At 74.2% G+C, this 23,435-nt stretch carries 2 protein-coding genes; both read left to right on the forward strand.

Annotation, left to right across the window (positions count from 1 at the left end; translation table 11 throughout):
* Complete coding sequence (locus tag ACK1X7_RS37595; RefSeq protein ID WP_413116942.1) at positions 1-16,884, forward strand: type I polyketide synthase; 16,884 nt, start codon at positions 1-3, stop codon at positions 16,882-16,884.
* A complete protein-coding gene (locus ACK1X7_RS37600) occupies positions 16,881-23,387 on the forward strand; it encodes an SDR family NAD(P)-dependent oxidoreductase (protein WP_413116312.1) in 6,507 nt (2,168 codons plus the stop codon). The genes ACK1X7_RS37595 and ACK1X7_RS37600 overlap by 4 nt, the downstream gene beginning before the upstream one ends.
* Positions 23,388-23,435: the final 48 nt, after the last annotated feature.

The following is a 23,435-nucleotide window of genomic DNA, read 5'->3' on the forward strand; positions in this document are numbered from 1 at the left end:
ATGTCGTGCAGGCTGCCGGGGGCCTCCACGCCCGACCGGTACTGGCAGATGCTGCGCGACGGCGTGGACGCGGTGGGGGAGGCGCCCCCGGACCGCTGGCCCGGCTCCGCGCTGCCCCACCGCTTCGGCGCCTTCCTCGACGACATCGCCACCTTCGACGCGGCGTTCTTCGGTGTCTCCCCTCGTGAGGCCGCCGCGATGGACCCACAGCAGCGACTGCTTCTGGAGCTGAGCTGGGAGGCCCTGGAACACGCCCGAATCGTCCCGGCACGGCTGCGCTCCACCGCGACGGGCGTGTACGTCGGCGCGATGTGGGACGACTACGCGACCGTGCTGCTCCGGGCCGGTACGGACGCGATCGACCAGCACACGATGGCGGGCACCGGCCGGGGCGTCCTGGCCAACCGCGTCTCGCACACGCTCGGGCTGCGCGGCCCCAGCATGACCGTGGACACCGCCCAGTCGTCCTCGCTGGTCGCCGTGCATCTGGCCTGCGAGAGCCTGCGCCGCGGCGAGTCCGCCACCGCCATCGCCGGCGGGGTGAACCTCAACATCCTCGCCGAGACCACCCTGGGAGCGGCCAGGTTCGGCGGACTGTCGCCGCAGGGCCGCTGCTTCACCTTCGACGCGCGGGCCGACGGCTATGTGCGCGGTGAGGGCGGCGCGCTGCTGGTGCTCAAGAGGCTGTCCGACGCGCTCGCCGACGGCGACGAGATCCACAGCGTCATCCTCGGCGGCGCCGTCAACAACGACGGCGGCGACACCCGGCTCACCGTGCCCAGCGCGGCGGCCCAACGACAGGTCGTCGAAGAGGCGCACCGGCAGGCGGGCGTCGACCCGTCGGACGTGCTGTACGTCGAACTGCACGGCACCGGCACCAGGGTCGGCGACCCCGTCGAGGCGCGGGCGCTCGGGTCGGCACTCGGCGCACACCGCCCGCCCGACCAGCCGCTGCTGGTGGGCTCGGCCAAGACCAACATCGGCCACCTGGAGGGCGCGGCGGGCATCGCCGGCCTGCTCAAGGTGGTGCTGAGCATCCGGTATCGACAGCTTCCGCCCAGCCTCCACTTCGAGCGGGCGAACCCGGAGATCCCGCTGTCCGAACTGCGCCTGCGCGTGCAGACCGAGCGGGACGCCTGGCCGTCCGGGCGCCGACTCCTCGCCGGGGTCAGCTCGTTCGGCATGGGCGGCACGAACTGCCACCTCGTGCTCGCCGAACCTCCGGCCCGCGACAGCGCACCGCGCGGTCGCTCCGAGGGTGAGGTGCCGTGGCTGGTCTCGGGCCCCACCCCGGGCGCCTTGCGCGCCCAGGCGTCCGCCCTGCTGTCCTGGCTGGACGCCTGCCCCGGCACCGACCCCCGTGCCGTCGGGCTGTCGCTCGCCCTGACCAGGACGCACTTCGAGCACCGCGCCGTGGTACGTGGTCCGGGCCTCGCCGAGTACCGGCGCGGACTGGCCGACCTCGCCGAGGGCCGGCCGCCGGCCGACACCGGGACCGAGTGGCTGACCGGACTGCCCGGCGACCCGGCCGGCTTCACCGACCTCCCCACGTACGCCTTCACCCGGCAGCGGTACTGGGCCGGCGAGAGCGCGCCCGTGCCACGGGCCGCGCCGAAGGACCTGCTGGAGCTGGTCCGCACCCATATCGCGATCGAACTGGGCTTTGTCACCGGCGAGTCGATCGACCCGGAGCTGACCTTCGAGGACCTCGGGGTCGACTCCGTCGGCCTGACGAAGATCAGCGCCGCCCTCAGCAGCGCCACCGGCCTTCGCCTGACGTACCGCCCGATGTTCCGGTACCCGACCCCCGCACGGCTCGCGGGCTTCCTGCGCGCGGAACTGGCGGGCACCCGGCCCACCGAACCGATGCCCGCCCTGACGGCCCCGCCCCCGGCCCCGACGGCGGACGCCCCGGCCTCGGACGACCCGATCGTGGTCGTGGGCATGGCCTGCCGCTACCCCGGTGGCGTGCGCTCGCCGGAGGACCTCTGGCAACTGGTCAGCGAGGGCCGCGACGCCATCACCCCCTTCCCCGCCGACCGAGGCTGGGACATCGAGCGGCTCTACGACCCCGACCCCGACCACCCGGGCACCTCCTACACCCGGCACGGCGGCTTCCTGCACGACGCCGACCGGTTCGACGCCGACTTCTTCGGCATCAGCCCACGCGAGGCCGCCGCGATGGATCCGCAGCAGCGCCTGCTGCTGGAGGTGTCCTGGGAGGGCATCGAGCGGACCGGGACGGACCCGACGTCCCTGCGCGGCAGCCGCGTCGGGGTGTTCGTCGGCGCGACCTCCCAGGAGTACGGCCCCCGACTGCACGCCGCCGACAGCGGCACCGAGGGCTACCGGCTGACCGGCAGCACGGTCAGCGTCCTGTCCGGCCGGGTCGCCTACACGCTCGGCCTGCTCGGCCCGGCCGTCACCGTGGACACCGCGTGTTCCTCGTCGCTGGTGGCCGTGCACCTGGCGACGCAGGCGCTGCGCCAGGGCGAGTGCACGCTGGCCCTCGCCGGCGGGGTCACGGTGATGGCGAACCCGGGCATGTTCGTGGAGTTCAGCCGCCAGCGCGGGCTGGCACCGGACGGCCGCTGCAAGCCCTTCTCGGCGAGCGCCGACGGCACCGCGTGGGCCGAGGGCGCAGGTGTGCTGGTCCTGGAACGGCTGTCCGACGCGCGGCGCAACGGCCACCGGGTGCACGCCGTCCTCGTCGGCTCGGCCATCAACTCCGACGGTGCGAGCAACGGACTCACCGCGCCCAACGGCGCCGCCCAGGAAAGCCTGATCCGCCAGGCGCTCGCCGCCGCCGGACTGGCCGCCCACGAGGTCGACGCGGTGGAGGCGCACGGCACCGGCACCACCCTCGGCGACCCGATCGAGGCCGAGGCCCTGCTGTCCACCTACGGCCAGGGCCGGCCCGCCGGACGTCCGCTGTGGCTGGGCTCGCTGAAGTCCAACATCGGACACGCCCAGGCCGCGGCCGGCGTCGCCGGCGTGATCAAGATGATCACCGCCATGGGGCACGGGTCGCTGCCGGGGACCTTGCACGCAACCGCCCCGTCGCCGCACGTGGACTGGTCGGCGGGCGACATCGCGCTGCTGCGCGAGTCCGTGCCATGGCCCTCGTCCGGCAGGCCGCGCCGCGCCGGGGTGTCCTCGTTCGGCATCAGCGGCACCAACGCGCACGTGATCCTCCAGGAGCCCTCGCCCGACGAGCGCCCGCGGCCGCCGCGCCCCGCACCCGGCGCCGTACCCGTCGTGCTGAGCGCCAAGGACGACGACGCCCTGCGCGAGCTGGCCGCCCGGCTGTCCGTGCTCGACGCCGAGCCGGTCGACCTCGCCTTCTCGCTGGCGACCACCCGTACCGCCTTCCCCCGGCGGGCCGTCATCGTGGCCGAGGACCGGGCGCGGCTGCGGGCCGGACTGTCCGCGCTCATCGAGGGCAGGTCCACGCCGGACGTGCTGCGGGCGAGCGCGAAGGCCGCGGGCGGCACGGCGTTCCTGTTCACCGGCCAGGGCAGCCAACGGGTGGGCATGGGACGTGAACTGTACGTCGCCTACCCGGCCTTCGCCGACGCGCTCGACGAGGTGTGCGCGTTGTTCGATCCGCACCTGGACCGCTCGCTGCGCGAGGTGATGTTCACCGACGAGTCCGGGCTGCTCGACCGGACCCGCTACACCCAGGCGGCGTTGTTCGCCCTGGAGGTGGCCCTGTTCCGGCTGGTGGGGCACTGGGGCCTGCGCCCGGACCACCTGCTGGGGCACTCGGTCGGCGGGATCGTCGCCGCGCATGTCGGCGGCGCGCTGTCGCTGCCGGACGCGGTCCGGCTGGTCGAGGTGCGCGGCCGGCTGATGCAGGCGCTGCCCGCCGGCGGCGCGATGTTCACCGTACGCGCCTCCGCCGAGGAGGTCGCCGCGCTGCTCGACGGCCACCAGGACTCGGTGGGCATCGCCGCGGTCAACGGCCCCGGCTCCGTGGTGATCTCGGGCGACGAGGGCCCGGCGCGCCGTATCGCCGAGCAACTGGGCGGGCGGGTACGGCGGCTGCGGTCCAGCCACGCCTTCCACTCGCCGCACATGGCCGCGATGCTGGAGGACTTCCGCCGGGAACTCGGGGAACTCCACGCCACGGCCCCGCACATCCCCATCGTCTCCGACCTGACCGGCGGCCTCGCGACACCCGCACAACTGGGCTCACCGGACTACTGGGCCCGGCACGTGCGCGAAACCGTCCGGTTCGAGGCGGGCCTGCGCCACCTCGACGCCCAGGGCACGACGGGCTATCTGGAGCTGGGGCCGGACGCGGTGCTCGCCGTACCGGCGGGTGAGGTCGCCACCGATGCCACCGCCGTCGTCGTCCCCGCGCTCCGGCACGACCAGTCCGAGGTGCGGACCCTCGCCACCGCCGTCGCGCACCTGGGCGCCCGCGGTGTGCCGGTCGACTGGCCGGCGTACTTCGCCGGCCGGGAGCCGCGCCAGGTCGAGCTGCCGACCTATCCCTTCCAGCGCCGGCGCTTCTGGCTCACCGGCGACGCCTCCGCGGCGGCCGGGCATCCTTGGCTGACCGACGTGACCGAACTGGCCGACGAGCAGGGCTGGCTGGCCACCGGACGACTCTCCGCCCAGGACACCCCGTGGCTGTCGGAGCATGTCGTGGCGGGCAGGGAACTGCTGCCCGCGGCCGCCTTCGCCGAACTGGCCCTGTACGTCGCCGGCCGGGCCGGTGCCGAACACATCGCCGAACTCACCGTCGAGCAGCCGCTCATCGTGTCCGAAGCGGACGGCACGGACCTCCAGGTGGTCGTACGGCCGGTGAACGCGTCCGGCCAGTACCCGTTCACCGTGTTCGCCCGGGGCGAGCACGACACCGACTGGACCCGACACGCCACCGGCGCCCTGGATTCCCGCGCCGCCGCGCCGCCGCCTCCCATGCCCGAGCAGTGGCCGCCGGCCGGTGCCGAGCCGCTGGACCTGACCGACGCCTACCCGCGACTGGCCGGGCTCGGCTACGACTACGGCCCCGGCTTCCAGGGCCTGCGCGCCGCGTGGCGGTCCGGCGCCGACGTCTACGCCGAGGTCGAACTGGCCGCCGAGCCCGGCCGGTTCGGTCTGCACCCCGCCCTGCTCGACCCCTGTCTGCACCCCGTGGTGCTCGGATTGCTCGGCCGGGCCCGTACCGGTCTGCTGCCCTTCTCCTTCACCGGCGTGACCCGGTACGCCGTAGGCGCGAGCGCACTGCGCGTCCGGCTCACCACGACCGGCGACGACACCGTCGCGCTCACCGTCGCCGACACCTCCGGGGCACCGGTCCTGGCCGTCGCGTCGCTGGCGCTGCTGGCCATGGACACGAGCGTGCCCGACGCACTGCACACGGTCGAGTGGGTGCCCCGCACCACGGACGGTACGGGCGCCTGGGCCGAGGGCCGGACACCGGTGGTCGCGGAGACGACCGTGTCCGCCGGTCTCGACGCCGGCACCCCGACCGCGGACATCCTGCTCGTCGACTGCACGTCCGAGCAGCCCTCGCACGACGTCGTCGGCCGGGCGCACGCCCTGACGGCCGGGCTGACCGCCCTGATCCAGGACTGGCTGACCCAGGAGCGGTTCGCGGGCACCAGGCTGGCGGTGCTCACCAGTGGCGCGGTCGCCGTGGAGTCCGACCCGGAGATCGAGGATCCCTCGGGCGCGGCGGTCTGGGGCCTGGTGCGCACGGCCCAGCTCGAACATCCCGGGCGGTTCCTGCTCATCGACGCCCGGCCGGCCGACCGGGCGGACGTCCATGCCGCCTTGGCGGGCGCCCCAGCCACTCGAGCCGTCGGCGAGCCCCAGTTGGCGCTGCGCGACGGCCGGCTCTTCGTGCCGCGCGTTCGCCGTCTGCGCCCCGTCCGCGAGGACCCGCGGAGCCTGAGCGGCACGGTCCTGATCACCGGCGGGACCGGTGGCCTCGGCGGACTGCTCGCCCGGCACCTCGTCACCGCCCACGGGGTGCGCGACCTGGTACTGACCAGCCGGGCCGGCCGGAACTCGCCCGGCGCGGCCGAACTGGAGGCCGAGCTCACCGAATCGGGCGCCACCGTGACGGTCGCGGCGTGCGACACGGCGGACCCGGGCGCGCTGGCGGACCTGCTCGCGACACTGCCCGACCTGGACGCCGTCGTCCACACGGCCGGTGTGCTCGACGACGCCACCCTCACGTCGATCACCCCGCAGCAGATCGCCACCGTCATGCGCCCCAAGGTGGACGCCGTCGTACACCTGGACCGGCTCACCCGCGACCGCGACCTGTCCGCGTTCGTCGTGTTCTCCTCCGCGGTCGCCGCACTCGGCAACCCCGGGCAGGCGGTCTACGCGGCGGCCAACGCGTTCCTGGACGCCTTCGCCCGGCACCGCGGGGCACAGGGCCGGCCGACCCTGTCACTGGGCTGGGGACTGTGGGCCGACGGCGTCGGCATGGCACGGCGGATGAATCCGGCCGAGGAAGCCCGTATGCGACGCGGCGGACTGGGGACGATCACCGAGGCGGAAGGACTCGCCCTCTTCGACGCGGCCCTGTCCGGCGAGCACGCCCATGTGCTGCCGGCCAGGCTCACCCGCCGCCGCCCCGCACGGTCCACGCCCACACCGGGCGACGGCCTGCCCGGTCTGCTCGCCCGCCCCGAGTCCGAGCGCGCCCGCGCCGCACTCGACCTCGTCCGCACGGAAGTGGCGTCCCTGCTCGGCCACTTCGACCCGGGGACTCTCGACCCGGACCACTCCTTCAAGGACCTCGGGTTCGACTCCCTCACCGGGGTCGAGTTCCGCAACCGGCTGCACACCCTCACCGGGGTCCGGCTCCCCGCCACGATCGTCTTCGAATATCCGACCCCCACCGCGCTGGCGGGTCATCTGCTGGACGAGATCGCCGGAACCGGGTCCGCCGCCGACGAGCCGGACCGCACCCCCGTGTCGCCTTCCCCTTCCCCTTCGATCTCCCCTTTCCCTTCCCCTTCCCCTTCCACCTCCACCGACGACGATCCGATCGTCATCGTCGGCATGGCCTGTCGCTATCCGGGCGGGGTGCGCTCGCCGGAGGACCTGTGGCGACTGGTCGTCGAGGGCACCGACGCGATCTCGGACTTCCCCACCGACCGGGGATGGGACCTCGCGGCGCTCTACGACGAGGACCCGACGACGACCGGCACCAGCTACACCCGGCACGGCGGCTTCCTCTACGACGCGGCCGACTTCGACGCCTCCTTCTTCGGCATCGGGCCACGGGAGGCCCTGGCCACCGACCCGCAGCAGCGCCTGCTGCTGGAGACGGCGTGGGAGGGCCTGGAGCACGCCGGGATCGTCCCGGCGTCCCTGCGCGGCAGCGCCACGGGTGTCTTCACCGGCGTCATGTACCACGACTACGCGGGCAGGCTGCTGTCCGCTCCCGACGACCTGGAAGGCCATCTGCTGATCGGCAACCAGGCGAGCGTCGCCTCCGGCCGGGTGGCGTACGTGCTCGGCTGCGAGGGGCCCGCGGTCACCGTGGACACGGCCTGTTCCTCGTCCCTGGTGGCGCTCCACCTGGCCGCGCAGGCACTGCGGTCCGGCGAGTGCTCGCTGGCTCTGGCGGGTGGTGTGGCCGTGATGGCCACGCCGCACACGTTCGTCGAGTTCAGCAGGCAGGGCGCGCTGTCGCCGGACGGTCGGTGCAAGTCCTACGCCGACGCCGCCGACGGCACCGGCTGGTCCGAGGGCGTCGGCATGATGGTGGTGGAACGGCTGTCCGACGCCCGGCGCAACGGACATCAGGTGCTGGCGGTGGTCCGGGGGAGTGCCGTCAACCAGGACGGCGCGTCCAACGGGCTCACCGCGCCGAACGGCATGGCCCAGCAGCGGGTGATCCGGCAGGCGCTGCACAACGCGGGTCTCACCGCCTCGGACGTCGACGCCGTGGAAGGACACGGCACCGGAACCCGGCTCGGCGACCCGCTCGAGGTGCGGGCGCTGCTGGCCACCTACGGCCGCCGGCGGACGGCGGACCGCCCCCTTTGGCTCGGCTCGGTGAAGTCCAACCTCGGCCACACCCAGGCCGCCGCGGGCGCGGCGGGCGTCATCAAGATGGTGCAGGCGATGCGGTACGGCGTACTGCCGCGGACCCTGCATGTCGACCGGCCGACGTCCCAGGCGGAATGGTCGACGGGATCGCTGCGGCTGCTGACCGAGCCACAGGCGTGGCCGGACGCCGACCGGCCACGGCGGGCGGCGGTGTCCTCGTTCGGCGTGAGCGGAACCAACGCACACGTCGTCCTCGAAGCCCCGGAACCCGCCGACATCGCCGCACCGGTGGGCACCGACGAGATGGCCCCGGTGCCGTGGGTGCTCTCGGCCAAGTCCCCCGAGGCACTGCGCGCGCAGGCCGCCCGGCTCCTGGACGTCGTCGACGAACGGGACGCCACGGACGTCGCCCTGTCGCTGGCGACCACCCGCACGGTGTTCGAACACCGTGCCGTCGTCGTCGGCGCGGACCACGCCCGTCTGCGGGCCGGACTCGTGGCCCTGACCGAGGGGCGGGATGTGCCGGGCGTGCTGACCGGCGCGGCGAGCGAGGACCGCCAGGTGGTGTTCGTGTTCTCCGGGCAGGGCACGCAGTGGGTCGGCATGGCGGCCGAACTGCTCGACGCCTCACCCGTGTTCGCCGCCCGGATGGCCGAGTGCGCCACCGCGCTGCGCCCGTTCGTCGACTGGTCCCTGCTCGACGTCGTCCGGGACCGGTCCGAACTGGACCGGGTGGACGTGGTCCAGCCGGTCCTGTTCGCGGTCATGGTGTCCCTGGCCGAGCTGTGGCGCTCGTACGGAGTGACCCCGGCCGCCGTCGTCGGACACTCCCAGGGCGAGATCGCCGCCGCCTGCGCCGCGGGTGCGCTGTCCCTCACCGACGCGGCCCGGGTCGTGGCCGAACGCAGCAAGTGCCTGCGCCGGCTGTCCGGCACGGGCGGAATGCTGTCGGTCACGCTCCCGGCCGACGAGACCGCGCGGCTGCTGGAACCCTTCGACGGGCGGCTGTCGATCGCGGCGGTCAACGGCCCGGAGGCGGTGATCGTCTCCGGCGACCGCGGCGCGCTCGAGGAACTCGAACGCGAGCTGTCCCGCCGGGGCACACTGCGCTGGCGACTGTCCGGAGTGGACTTCGCCGCCCATTCGGCACAGATCGAACCCATCCGGGAGGAGATCGAGACCGCCCTCGCCGCCGTCACACCCCGGACGGCCACCGTCCCCTTCCACTCCACCGTCACCGGCCGGCGGCACGACACCTCGACCCTCGACGCCGCCTACTGGTACCGCAACCTGCGTGAGCCGGTGCGGTTCGCCGAGGCCGTAGGGGACCTGGTCGGCCAGGGACTGACGCATTTCGTCGAGGTGAGCCCGCACCCGGTGCTGCTGCCCGCGGTCCAGGACGCCATCGACGCGGCCGGTGTGGCCGGTGCCGTGATCCCCTCGCTGCGGCTCGACGACGGCGGGCCGCAGCGGTTCCTGACGTCGCTGGCCGAGGCGCATGTGCACGGCGTCCCGGTCGACTGGACACCGGCGGCCCCCGGCGGGCGCCGGGTCGATCTGCCCACCTACGCCTTCCAGCACCGCCGTTTCTGGCTGGAGCAGGGCACCGCGCCCACCGCGGACCCGGCCGGTCATCCGCTGCTGAGCGGTTGCGTCGTCCTCGCCGACGGCGCGGGCCTGGTGCTGACCGGCGACTGGTCCCCGGCCACGCATCCCTGGCTCGCCGACCACACGGTGCTGGGCTCGGTGGTGGTGCCGGGCGCGGCGCTGATGGAACTGGCCGTGTGGGCGGGCGACCAGGTCGGGTGCGACCTCGTCGAGGAACTGGTCCTCCAGACGCCGCTGACGGTGCCGGAGCGCGGTGTCCGGGTGCAGATACGGGTGGGCGCGGCGGACGGGACCGGACGCCGTGAACTGACCGTGCACTCCCGATCGGCCGACGAGGACTGGCGACTGCACGCCGACGGCTCCCTCACGGCCTCCGGGCCGTACACCGTGGACCCGCTGGTGTGGCCACCGGACGGCGCCGCGCCGGTCGACGTGAGCGGGCTGTACGAGCGGCTGGCGGACATCGGCCTCGACTACGGGCCGGCGTTCCGGGGCCTTCACACGGTGTGGCGGCGCGAGGCCGAACTGTTCGCCGAGGTCGAGCTGGCGCACGGCGTGGAAGCGGACGGGTTCGGTGTGCACCCGGCCCTGCTGGACTCCGCGCTGCACGCCCTCGAACTTGCCGCCGTCGAGGACGGCACACCGCTTCTGCCGTTCTCCTGGAACGGCTTCCGCCTGCACGCCACCGGCGCCTCGGTCCTCCGGGTCCGGCTACGGCCCGGCCGGACCGGCGGGATGTCGCTGACGGCCGTCGACCGCACCGGCGCACCGGTGATCTCGATGGACTCGCTGAGCACCCGCGCGGCGGCGGGGGACAGGCCCCGCGTGGACTCGCTGTACCGCGTGAACTGGGTCGAACGTACACCCGCGGTGGCGACGCCTCCCGCCTTGCGCTGGGCGGTCCTCGGCGCGGACGGCGCACTGCCCGGCGAGTCCTTCGCGGACCTCGACGCGGCGGCCGGGGCCGGGCCGGACGTGGTGCTCGCGGTCTGCCCGGTGTCCCAGGACGTGGTCACGGGCGTGCACGAGTCGGCCCACTGGGCCCTGTCGCTGCTGCGGTCCTGGATCGAGGACGAGCGTGTCTCCTCCGCACGGCTCGTGGTCGTGACGCGCGGTGCCATGGGCCCCGGCGACAACGTGGCGGCGGCACCGGTGTGGGGACTGGTCCGCTCGGCCCAGGCCGAACACCCGGATCGGTTCGTGCTGGTGGACCTCGACGACCACGAGGCGACCAGCGCCGTTCTGCCGGCCGCGCTCGACCTGGGCGAACCCCAACTCGTGATACGGCAGGGCACGGTCAGGGCACCCCGGCTCGAACCGGCGCCCGCGGAAGAGGCCGTATCGCCGACGGACCCCGACAACACCGGCGCCGTATCGCCGATGGACCCCACCGGCACCGTCCTGATCACGGGAGCCCCCGGCGCGCTGGGCAGCCTGGTCGCCCGCCATCTCGTCGCCGAACACGGTGTACGGCACCTGCTCCTGGCGAGCCGACGCGGCCGGGCGGGCGACGACGCGGCCGCTCTGGAAGCCGAGTTGACCGCCCTGGGCGCCGAGGTCCGCCTCGCGGCATGCGATGTCTCCGACCGGGCCGCCCTGGCCGCGCTGCTGGCGACGGTGCCGGCGGAGCACCCCCTCGTCGCGGTGGTGCACGCGGCGGGCGTACTGGACGACGGCGTGCTCTCGTCGCTGACCGACGAGCGGATGGACCGGGTGCTGCGGCCGAAGTCGGACGCCGCGTGGTTTCTGCACGAGCTGACCCGTGAGGCCGACCTGTCCGCGTTCGTCCTGTTCTCCTCGGTGGTCGGGGTGCTGGGCAACCCGGGCCAGAGCAACTACGGGGCGGCGAACGCGTTCCTGGACGCGCTCGCCGAACTGCGTCGCGATCAGGGGCTGGCGGCCCAGTCGCTCGCGTGGGGACTGTGGGCCGAGACCGGCCGGATGACCGGGCATCTCGACCCCACCGAGCTGCGGCGACGGGTCGCCCGGACCGGCGTCTCCCCCCTGTCCACAGCGCATGGCCTCGCGCTCCTGGACGCGGCCCTCGGCCGGCCGGACGCCGTACTGGTGACCGCCCGGCTGGACACGGCCGCCTCCCGCGCAGCCGACGCCGGCCCCATGCTGCGCGGCCTGACGCCGGCACCCCTACGGCGCGTGGTGGACGACGGTGCGGCCGGGCCGAGCCTGGCGGAACGCCTGGCCGCCCTGCCGGAGGCCGCGCGCGAACGGACGGTGAGGGATCTGGTGCAGCGGCAGACGGCCCTGGTGCTGGGCCACGACCGACCCGACGCCATCCGGATGGACCGGGCCTTCAAGGAGATCGGGTTCGACTCGCTCGGCGCGGTGCAGCTCAGGAACAGACTGGGCGCGGAGACCGGGCTGCGGATATCCGCGTCCGTGGTGTTCGACCACCCGACCCCGCTCGCGCTGGCCACCCACCTGCGCGGCGAACTCCTCGGCGGGCAACCATCCGTAGGGGAAGCCCCGGCCACGCGGAGCGCCGACGCGGTGCCGACGGCCGACGAACCGATCGCGATCATCGGCATGGCGTGCCGGCTCCCGGGCGGTGTGCGCTCCCCCGAGGACCTGTGGGAGCTGCTGCTCCGGGGCGAGGACGCCATCGGCGAGTTCCCCACCGACCGCGGCTGGGACGTCGGTGAGCTGTACCACCCCGACCCCGACCGGCCCGGCAGGAGCTACACGCGCGCCGGCGGCTTCCTCTACGACGCCGCCGACTTCGACCCGCAGTTCTTCGACATCAGCCCGCGCGAGGCGCTCTCCACCGACCCGCAGCAGCGGCTGCTCCTGGAGACCTCCTGGGAGGCGTTCGAACGGGCCGGGATCGACCCCGAGACGGTGCGAGGCAGCCGAACCGGGGTCTTCGCCGGGATGATGCACCAGGACTACGGCTCCCGCCTGCGCAAGGTGCCCGAGGAACTGGAGGCGTACGTCGGCATCGGCAGCGCGGGCGGTGTGGCCTCCGGCCGCGTGGCCTACACATTCGGCCTGGAAGGCCCCGCGGTGACCGTCGACACCGCGTGCTCGTCCTCGCTGGTGGCGCTGCACCTGGCCGCGCAGGCGCTGCGCAACGGCGAATGTTCGCTGGCGCTCGCGGGCGGGGCCACGGTGATGTCCACGCCCAGCCTGTTCGTCGAGTTCAGCAGGCAGCGGGCGCTGTCCCCCGACGGCCGGTGCAAGTCGTTCGGCGAGACCGCCGACGGGGCCGGCTGGGCCGAGGGCGTGGGCATGCTGCTCGTGGAGCGGCTGTCGGACGCCCGGCGCAACGGGCACACCGTCTACGCGGTGATCCGCGGGTCGGCGGTCAACCAGGACGGCGCCTCGAACGGGATGACCGCGCCGAACGGCCCCGCCCAGCAGCGGGTGATCCGTCAGGCGCTGGCGGCGGCCCGGCTCTCCGAGTCCGACGTGGACGTGGTGGAGGCGCACGGCACCGGCACGGCCCTGGGCGATCCGATCGAGGCGCAGGCGCTGCTGGCGACCTACGGCCGGGACCGGGAGCGCCCGCTGTGGCTCGGATCGGTCAAGTCGAACATCGGACACACCCAGGCCGCGGCCGGTGTCGCCGGAGTGATCAAGACGGTCCTCGCCCTGCGGCACGCGACCCTGCCCCGGACCCTGCACGCCGACCCGCCGACACCCCACGTGGACTGGTCCGCCGGTTCGGTACGGCTGCTGACCGAGACCCGGCCGTGGCCCGAGGACGGCCGTCCGCGCCGCGCCGCGGTGTCCTCGTTCGGGATCGGCGGCACCAACGCGCACCTGGTCCTGGAGCAGGCTCCGGCCGACGACCGGGCCGACCTGCCGACCGACGCGCAGGCCCCCGATCGACTCGCTGCCGGGGCGCCGCTGCCGTGGATCCTCTCCGCGCGCACCGAGCCCGCACTGCGCGCCCAGGCCGCCCGCCTGCTGCCGGCCGCCGACCGCGCCGTACCGGACATCGGGTACTCGCTCGCCACCACCCGGAAGGCGTTCGAGCACCGGGCGGTCGTCCTCGGTACGGACGCGGCGGCGATGCGCCGCGGGCTGACCGCGCTCGCCGCGGGCGGTGCCGACCCGGACCTGGTCCAGGGCGTGGCCGACACCGGCGGACAGGTCGCGTTCGTGTTCCCCGGCCAGGGCTCGCAGTGGCCCGGGATGGCCTCGGAACTGCTCGACTCGTCCCCGGTCTTCCGGCAGGAGATCGAGGCGTGCGCCGAGGCGCTGGCGCCGTACGTGGACTGGTCCCTGACGGATGTGCTGCGCGACGGACACGGCCTGGACCGGGTGGATGTCGTCCAGCCCGCGCTGTTCGCCATGATGGCGGGACTGGCCGCGCTGTGGCGCTCCTACGGAGTCCGTCCCGCCGCGGTGGCCGGACACTCCCAGGGCGAGATCGCCGCCGCGTACGTGGCCGGCGCGCTGTCGTTGCGGGACGCCGCCCGCGTCGTCGCCCTGCGCAGCCGGGCCCTGGCGACGTTGTCCGGCAAGGGCGGCATGGTCTCCGTCCCGCTCCCGCTCGACCAGGTCCTGGCCCGCGCCGAGGCATGGGGCGAGCGGCTGTCGGTGGCCGCGGTCAACGGGCCGAGCGCGGTCGTGGTGTCCGGCGAGACCGGGGCCCTCGAAGGACTGCTCGCCCAGTGCCAGGCCGACGGAGTGCGCGCCCGCCGGATCGCGGTGGACTATGCCTCCCACTCGGCGCAGGTCGAAGAGGTCCGCGAACAGTTGCTGACCGACCTCGCGCCGATCACCCCGCGCCCGGCGGAGATTCCGCTCCAGTCCACGGTCACCGGCGAGCGGATCGACACCACCGTCATGGACGCCGAGTACTGGTACCGCAACCTGCGCCTGACGGTGCGCCTGGACGAGGTCGTGCGCCAACTCGCCGAGGCCGGCATCGGCGCGTTCATCGAGATGAGCCCGCACCCCGTCCTCACGGCGGCCATACGGGCGACCGCGAACGACACGGCCGTGATCGGCTCGCTGCGAAGGGACGACGGCGGCCAGGACCGGTTCCTCGCCGCGCTGGCCGAGGCGTATGCGCGTGGCGTCGACGTGGACTGGTCCAAGGTCTTCGCCGGGTTGCCCACGCGCCGGGTGGACCTGCCGACCTATCCGTTTCAACGGCAGCGGTACTGGCTGCCGAGCGGCGAGGAGACTCCGGCGGACGACGCGTTCTGGACGGCGGTGGACAGCGGCGACGTCGACGAGTTGGGCCGGACGCTGTCGCCGGACGCGGACCACGACCCGGAGGCGCTGCGCACGGTTATGTCCGTGCTGACCACCTACCGGCGGACTCGGCGCGAGGCGACGGCCGTGGACTCGTGGCGGTACCGGATCGCCTGGCGCCCGATGCCCGGGACACCGTCGGCGTCGTTGTCCGGCACCTGGCTCGTGGTGGTCCCGCTCCACGGCGTACGGCGGGAATGGGCCGACGGATGCCTGGACGCGCTGACCGCGGCGGGCGCACGGGTCGTCCCGGTCGAGGTGGACCCCGCCGGCACCGGCCGCAACGCACTCGCCGCCCGGCTCCGGGACGCCACCGATTCCCCCGTGGACGGTGTGCTGTCGCTGCTGTCGCTGGACGAACGGCCGACTCCCGTCGTCCCGGCCGGTTTCACCGGCACGGTCGCCCTGGTGCAGGCGCTCGGCGACGCGGGCCTGACCGCTCCGCTGTGGTGCGCCACGCGCGGCGCCGTGGCGGTGGGCGACGGCGAACCCCTCGCCAGCGCCCGGCAGGCGCTGGTGTGGGGGCTGGGCCTGGTGGCCTGCGTGGAGCATCCCGACCGCTGGGGCGGACTGGTCGACCTGCCCGAGACGATGGACGCCCGCGCCGGGGCGGACCTGTGCGCGCTGCTCGCCGCGACGACGGGCGAGGACCAAGCGGCGGTGCGCCCCTCCGGGGTGTTCGTGCGCCGGCTGGTGCGCGCCGGCCGTGCTCCGGACAGCGACTCGCCGTGGTCCCCCCGAGGGACGGTGCTGGTCACCGGCGGCACCGGAGCGCTCGGGGCGCAGGTGGCCCGCTGGCTGGCCCGTCAGGGAGCCGAACACCTCCTGCTGGTGAGTCGCCGTGGCCCGGACGCACCGGGCGCGCCGGAACTCGAGGCGGAGCTGACCGGCCTCGGCGCCCGGGTCACCCTGGCCGCGTGCGACGTGTCCGACCGCGCGGCCCTGGCCGAACTGCTCGCCACGGCGCCCGACCTGTCGGCGGTGGTGCACACGGCCGCCGTGCTCGACGACGGCACGGTCGGCGCCCTCACGCCGGACCAACTGGACCGCTCGCTGCGGGTCAAGATGGGCGGCGCGCTCAACCTGCACGACCTCACCCGGGACCGCCGGCTCTCCGCGTTCGTCATGTTCTCGTCCCTCGGCGGCACGATCGGGCTGCCCGGACAGGGGAACTACGCGCCGGGCAACGCCTTCCTGGACGCGCTGGCCCGGCACCGCGGGGACCTCGGTCTCCCCGCGACCTCCGTGGCCTGGGGAGCGTGGGCCGGCGGCGGCATGGCCCGTGGCGCGGTCGCGGGAACCCTGCGACGGCACGGGCTGCCGGAGATGGAGCCGGAATCGGCACTCACCGCACTGGGCCGGGCCCTGGCGGCCGGCGAGAGGTACGTGGCCGTCGCCGACGTCGACTGGCGGCGCTTCCACGTCGCCTTCACCGCGCTGCGGCCCAGCCCGCTGCTGCGGGAAGTGCCCGAGGCCCGCGAGATCACGGCGGAGATGACGGTCGCGGCGGAACCCGGCTCCGGCGAGACGTCCCTGGCCGAACGGCTCGCCGCGCTGCCCGAGGAGGACCGCGCCCGCCGGCTGCTGGACCTGGTCGGTGCGCACGTCGCGGCCGTACTGGGGCACGCACGAGGAGAGGTGGCGACGGACCGCGCCTTCCAGCAGCTCGGCCTCGACTCGGTCACCGGAGTCGAACTGCGCAACCGGCTCGGCGCCGCGACCGGTCTGACGCTCCCGGCGACCATGGTGTTCGACCATCCGTCGCCCACCGCGCTGGCCGGGTACCTCGCGAGCCGGTTCGCCGACGGCGCCGGGGCACCGGGTGACGAGTTCGACCGGTTGACGGAGCGGCTCTCGTCGGCGAGCACCGCCGAGCGCGCCCACCTCACCACGAGGCTGCGTTCCCTGCTCGTGAAGTGGGGCGACTTCGGCGAGAACGGCACGGACCCGGCCGAGTCCCTGCGGACGGCCGAGGACGACGAGCTGTTCTCGTTCATCGACAAGGACCTGGGAGTGTCATGACCACGAGTAACGAGGAAAGGCTCCGCGACTACCTCCGCAGGGTCACGGCGGATCTCCACAGGACCCGACAACGGCTGGTCGAAGCGGAGTCACCGGACCCGGAGCCGATCGCGATCGTCGCGATGAGCTGCCGGTACCCGGGCGGTGTGCGTTCCCCGGAAGACCTCTGGGAACTGGTCCACGCGGGACACGAGGGCATCTCGCCCTTCCCCGCCGACCGCGGCTGGGACCTGTCCGCCCTGTACCACCCGGACCCCGACCACCCCGGCACCACCTACGTCCGCGAAGGCGGATTCCTGCACGACGCCGCCGACTTCGACGCCGCGCTCTTCGACATCTCCCCCCGCGAGGCCCTGGCCATGGACCCGCAGCAGCGGCTGCTCCTGGAGACCTCCTGGGAGGCGTTCGAACGCGCCGGGATCGACCCGGTGTCGTTGCGCGGCAGCGACACCGCGGTGTTCACCGGTGTCACCTACCAGGACTACCGGTCCCGTCTGCGGCAGGTGCCCGAGGAACTCCGGGGCCATCTGGTGACGGGGAACACCGCGAGCGTCGCGTCCGGCCGCGTGGCGTACACCTTCGGCCTGGAAGGCCCCGCGGTCACCCTGGACACCGCGTGCTCGTCGTCCCTGGTGGCACTGCACTGGGCGGCGCACGCACTGCGCTCCCGCGAGTGCTCGCTGGCCCTGGCCGGCGGGGTGGTGGTGATGGCCTCGCCCGAGATGTTCGTCGATTTCGGCCGGCAACGCGGACTGTCGCGGGACGGCCGGTGCCGCTCCTTCGCCGCCGACGCGGGCGGTTTCGGCTCCGCCGAAGGCGTCGGCCTGCTCCTGCTGGAACGCCTCTCCGACGCCCGCCGCAACGGACATCCCGTCCTCGCGCTGCTCCGTGGCTCCGCGGTCAACCAGGACGGCGCCTCCAACGGGCTCACCGCACCGAGCGGACCGGCCCAGGAACGGGTCATCGGACAGGCGCTGACCGACGCCCGGCTGGCCGCGTCCGACGTGGACGCCGTGGAGGCGCACGGCACCGGAACCCAGCTCGGCGACCCCATCGAGGCACGGGCACTCCTGGCCACCTACTGCCGGGGGCGGGAGCGGCCGCTGTGGGTGGGGTCGGTCAAGTCGAACATCGGGCACACCCAGGCCGCCGCGGGCGCGGCGGGCGTGATCAAGATGGTGATGGCCCTCAGACACCGGATCCTGCCCAGGACGCTGCACGCGGACGACCCGTCGCCGCACGTGGACTGGTCGGGGAAGCTCGCGCTGCTCACCGAGCACGTGCCGTGGGCGCGGGACGACGGACGCCCGAGGCGGGCCGCGGTCTCGTCCTTCGGAGTCAGCGGTACCAACGCCCATGTGATTCTCGAAGAGGCCGGGCCCGAAGCGGCGCAGGCACCGCCCGCCACCGCCCCCGACCTGGTGCCATGGGTGCTGTCCGGCAGGACGCGGGACGCGCTGCGGGGCCAGGCGGTCCGGCTGGCGCGGTTCCTGCGCGCCACGCCGGACGTGCCGGTCGCGGACGTCGGGTACAACCTGGCCACCACTCGTGCCGTACTCGAACACCGTGCCGTGGTGGTCGGGAACGGTCGCGAGGAACTGCTGCGCGGGCTCGACGCGCTGGGCACGGGCACGCCCACGGCCCACGTGGTGCGCGGCGCCGCGACGGCGACCGGCCGGGTCGCCCTCGTCTTCCCCGGCCAGGGCACGCAGTGGACCGGAATGGCCCGTGAACTGCTGGCGACGGAACCGGCGTTCGCCGCCCGGATGGCGCAGTGCGCCGAAGCGGTCGGCGAGTACGTCGACTGGTCGGTCCTCGACGTGGTGCGCGGCGCCGAAGGCGCGCCCGGAACGGACCGGGTGGACGTGGTCCAGCCCGTGCTGTTCTCGATCATGGTGTCGCTGGCGGAGGTATGGCGCTCCTACGGCGTCGTGCCCGAGGCCGTCGTCGGGCACTCCCAGGGCGAGATCGCGGCCGCCTGTGTGGCGGGAGCCCTGTCGCTGAACGACGCGGCACGGGTGGTCGTGACGCGCAGCAGGGCGCTGCGGCGACTGTGCGGCCGGGGCGGGATGCTCTCGGTGGTCGCACCGGCCGCCGAGGTGAGCGCCCTGCTGCGGCCGTGGGACGGCCGGCTGTGGGTCGCGGCGGTGAACGGCCCCGCCGCGGTGGCGGTCTCCGGCGACGCCGACGCCCTCCACGAGTTCGAACGCGAACTGTCCCGCCTGGGCGTACTGCGCTGGCGACTGGCCGGAGTGGACTTCGCCGCGCACTCCGCGCACGTCGACGACATCCGGGCCGAGATCGAGGCCGGCCTCACCGGCATCGCGCCGCGCGAGGGCGACATCCCGTTCTACTCCACGGTGGACGGGGCCCGGCTGGACGCGACCGCGCTGGACGGCGAGTACTGGTACCGCAACCTGCGGCACGTCGTCCGCTTCGAGGCCGCGGTCCGGGCACTGATCGGCGACGGGTTCACCGCCTTCGTCGAGTCGAGCGCGCAGCCCGTGCTGACCGTCGGCACGCAGGACACCGCGGACGCCATGGGCGTGGAGATCGTCGCCGTGGGCTCGCTCCGCCGTGACCAGGGCGGGCCGCGGCGGCTGCTCACCTCACTGGCCGACGCCCATGTCGCCGGCGTCCGCATCGACTGGACCAGGGCGTTCGGCGACACTCCCAGGCCCCATGCCGACCTGCCCACCTACGCCTTCCAGCGACAGCGCTACTGGCTGGCGGACACCGCCGAACCCGCCGACGCGGCCGGCCACGGGCTCGACACCACCGGACACCCCCTGCTGGGCGCCGCGCTGGCACTGCCGGAGTCGGACGGCGTGGTACTCACCGGACGGCTCTCGACGCGCTCCCACCCCTGGCTGGCGGACCACACCGTGTTCGGCTCGGTACTGGTGCCCGGCACCGCGCTCATCGACATGGCCATCCGTGCCGGGGACGAGGTCGGCTGCGGTCACCTCCGCGAACTCACCCTGGAGAAACCGCTGATGCTCGCGGAGACCGCCGGTGTCCACATCAGGGTGTCGGTGCGGGCCGCGGACGAGTCGGGCGACCGGCCACTGAGCGTGCACAGCCGCCCCGAGGACGCACCACCGGGCACCGGCTGGACCCGGCACGCGGTCGGAGCCGTGACGTCGAGCGAGCCGGCGGAGCCCGCTGCGTCGGTCACGCAATGGCCGCCCACCGGCGCCACACCGGTGGACCTGGACGGCTTCTACGACCGGCTGGGCAACGCCGGACTGGGCTACGGCCCCGCGTTCCGGGGGCTGCGGGCCGTGTGGCGGCTCGGTGACGAGATTTTCGCCGAGGCGGAGCTGCCGGAGAACGCCGAGCCCCGCGGCTTCGGGCTGCACCCCGTCCTGCTGGACTCCGTGCTCCAGGCCGTGCTTCCCGACCTGCTCGACGCGGGCGCCGCCGGGACCGGACCGGGACAGGTCCGGCTGCCGTTCTCCTTCGCCGGAGTGAGCCTGCACGCCGTCGGCGCCGGCCGCGTGCGCGCCCGGATCTCGCCCGACGGCCGCGGTTCGGCGGTCGTCGAGGTGACCGACGACGCCGGACAGCCGGTGGCGTTGGCGCGGTCGCTCGTGACGCGGGCGGTCACCGCCGGACAACTGCGCGGGGCGAGCGACTCGCTGTACCAGGTGCGGTGGACACCTGTCGCGGCCGGGCCGCCGTACACCGGCCGGTGCGCGATCCTCGGGCCCGACACGCTCGGCCTGCGCGCCGGACTCGAAGCGGCGGGAGTCCAGGTGGACATGTGCCCCGGACTGGACGCGCTGGGGGAGGCCGTACCCGATGTCGTGGTCGTGCCGGTCGACGGTCGCCACGGCGACACGAGGACAACCCTGCGCGCGACGCTCGAACTCGCCCAGCGGTGGCTCGGCGACGAGGCGTCGGGCGGGTCGCGGCTCGTGGTGGTGACGCGCGGCGCCGTCGCCACGTACGCCGGAGAGGACGTGCCGGACCTCGCCGCCGCGCCGACGTGGGGCCTGCTGCGAACCGCGCAGTCCGAACACCCGGACCGGTTCGTCCTGATCGATGTAGAAGACCCAGAAGAGGCAGAAGACGCAGAAGGCTCGGAGAACCTGGACGACACGGCGACGGACCGCGGCCGGGCGCTGGCCGACGCGGTGGGCTCCGGTGAGCCGCAAGTGGCCGTCCGCGGCGGCGTCCCGCTCGCCCCGCGGCTGGTCCCCGCCGCCTCGGCCGACCGCCTGACACCGCCGTCGGACTCACGCACCTGGCGCCTGGAGACGGCGCGGACCGGCACGATCGGCGGCCTCGCCCTGGTCGACCACCCGCGGGCACGCGAGCCGCTGCCCGCCGGGCACGTCCGGATCGCCCTGCGCGCCGCCGGGCTCAACTTCCGCGACGTGCTGATCACCCTGGGCATGTATCCCGGCGAGGCGGTCATGGGCACCGAGGGCGCCGGGATCGTGCTGGAGACCGCTCCCGGCATCACCGACCTGCGACCCGGCGACCGGGTGTTCGGACTGCTGGCCGAGGGCGCCGGACCGGTCGTGGTGGTCGATCGGCGCACGCTCGCGGTGATGCCGGACGACTGGTCGTTCGTACAGGCCGCGTCCGTGCCCGCCGCCTTCCTGACGGCGTACTACGGCCTGGTCGACCTGGCGGGTCTGCGGCCGGGGCAGTCCGTCCTGGTGCACGCGGCAGCCGGCGGTGTGGGCATGGCGGCGGTCCAACTGGCCAGGCACCTCGGCGCCGAGGTGTTCGGCACCGCCGGCCCCACGAAGTGGGACGTGCTGCGCTCCTCCGGGCTGCCCGAGCGGCACATCGCCTCCTCCCGTACGACCGGCTTCGAGGCGCGGTTCCGCGAAGTCACCGAGGGCGCGGGCGTGGACGTCGTACTCAACTCGCTGGTCCGGGACCTCATGGACGCGTCACTGCGGCTGCTGCCGCGCGGCGGCCGGTTCCTGGACATGGGCAAGACCGACGTCCGGACCCCTGCCGACGTGGCCGCCGCGCATCCGGGCGTGACGTACCGCGCGTTCGACCTGCTGGACGCGGGCCCGGAACGGATCGGGCAGATGCTCGCCGAGATCGTGGAGCTGTTCGAGCAAAAAGCCCTCCGACACCTGCCGCTGACCACCTATGACATCCGCAGGGCACCCGAGGCGTACCGGCACATGAGCCAGGCGCGGCACATCGGCAAGATCGTGTTCACGGTCCCCGCCGCGCTCGACCCCCAGGGCACCGTGCTCGTCACGGGCGGCACCGGAACGCTCGGCCGCGCGATGGCCCGCCACCTCGTCACCGGACACGGCGCACGGCGGCTGATGCTGGTCAGCCGGCAGGGCATGCGGGCTCCCGGAGCGGACGACCTGGCGACCGAACTGACGGAGCTGGGCGCGGACGTGGCCGTGACCGCGTGCGACGTCACCGACCGCGCCGCCCTCGCGGACGTCCTGGCGACCGTGCCGGCCGAGCACCCGCTCACCGCGGTCGTGCACACCGCGGGAGCCCTCGACGACGGTGTGGTCGAGTCGCTGACACCGCACCGGCTCGACACGGTGACCCGTCCGAAGATCGACGCCGCGCGCCATCTGCACGAGCTGACCCGGGGCGCGGACCTGGCGTTCTTCGCCCTGTTCTCCTCCGCCGCCGGATTGCTCGGCGCGCCGGGACAGGGGAACTACGCGGCCGCCAACACCTTCCTGGACGCGCTCGCCCACCACCGGACCGCGCACGGGCTGCCGGCGGTGTCGCTCGCCTGGGGTCTGTGGAGCGAGCGCAGCGGCCTGACGGGCCACCTGGGCGCCGCCGAACTGCGGCGCAAGGCCCAGCGCGGAGTGCTGGGACTGTCCACCGAGGAAGGTCTCGCCCTGTTCGACGCCGCGCTGGGCACCGGCGAACCGGTGACGGCACCGGTCAGACTCGACACAACCGCACTGCGCGGCAGCCGGCTCCCGATGCTCCAGGGCGTCCTGGGAGCGCCGTCCCGGCGAGCCGTACGGAGCGCGGGCGATCCGGACTCGCTGACCCGACGCCTGCTCCGGCTGCCGCCCGGCGAACGGCATCAGACGCTGGTGGACCTGGTGCGCGGCCACGCGGCGGCGGTGCTCGGCTTCGCCGGGCCGGACGAGATCGCGGCCCGGCGCGGCTTCCAGGAGCTGGGTTTCGACTCGCTCACCGGGGTCGAACTGCGCAACCGGCTCAAGGCGGCGACCGGCCTGCGGCTGCCCGCGACCCTCGTGTTCGACCACCCGAGCGCGTTCGCACTCGGCGAGTTCCTGCACGCACAACTCGTCCCGGACGGCCACGCCGACGCGCGGGACGTGCTCGCCGCGCTCCACGGACTGGAGAGCACCCTGGCCGGGCTCCCTTCCGACGCCGCGGCCCGCGCCCAGGTGATGGCGCGGCTGAGAGCCCTCCTGTCGGCCGAGAACAGCGCCCCGCCCGTGGACGGGAGCGACCTCGACTCGGCGACCGACGACGAACTGTTCCACATGGTCGACGACCAGGCCGGAGGGTGACGCCGCATGGCGAACGACGAGAAGCTCCACATGTCGAACGATGAGAAG

Source organism: Streptomyces sp. CY-1, assembly GCF_047218265.1.
GTDB lineage: Bacteria > Actinomycetota > Actinomycetes > Streptomycetales > Streptomycetaceae > Streptomyces > Streptomyces niphimycinicus.